This window comes from Kushneria phyllosphaerae (assembly GCF_900312995.1).
Classification (GTDB): domain Bacteria; phylum Pseudomonadota; class Gammaproteobacteria; order Pseudomonadales; family Halomonadaceae; genus Kushneria; species Kushneria phyllosphaerae.
The window spans coordinates 1-400 of sequence record NZ_ONZI01000039.1 but is presented as its reverse complement, the minus strand read 5'-3'; the positions used below and the strand labels follow the sequence as shown (position 1 = coordinate 400).

Here is a 400-nt window from a genome sequence, read left to right as displayed (position 1 = left end):
ATACAAAACAATTACTAGCGAACTACGCAGATATTCCGAATAATATTATGGCAGGAATTGTAGACTCAAACAAAACGCGAAAAGACCATATAGCTGAAATGATTGTGAAGAGGAATCCAAAAGTTGTAGGAATTTATCGACTTACTATGAAAATGGACTCTGATAATTTCAGACAATCTGCTATACAAGGCGTCATGAAGCGGATTAAAGCTAAAGGAATCGAAGTGATTGTTTACGAACCTACTCTTCATGAAGAGACGTTTTATCATTCAAGAGTGGTACAAGATTTTGAAGAATTTAAAAGGGTGAGTGATGTGATCGTCGCCAATCGATTTACAGATGATCTGAATGAAGTACGGGATAAAGTGTACACTCGGGATTTGTATAGTAGAGATTAGGA

At 36.2% G+C, this 400-nt stretch carries 1 protein-coding gene; it reads left to right on the top strand.

What is annotated here, in order from left to right; translation table 11 throughout:
- The coding region (locus tag KSP9073_RS17365) for a UDP binding domain-containing protein (protein ID WP_279310087.1) at positions 1-398 on the top strand (398 nt) is incomplete at its 5' end.
- Positions 399-400 lie beyond the last annotated feature (2 nt).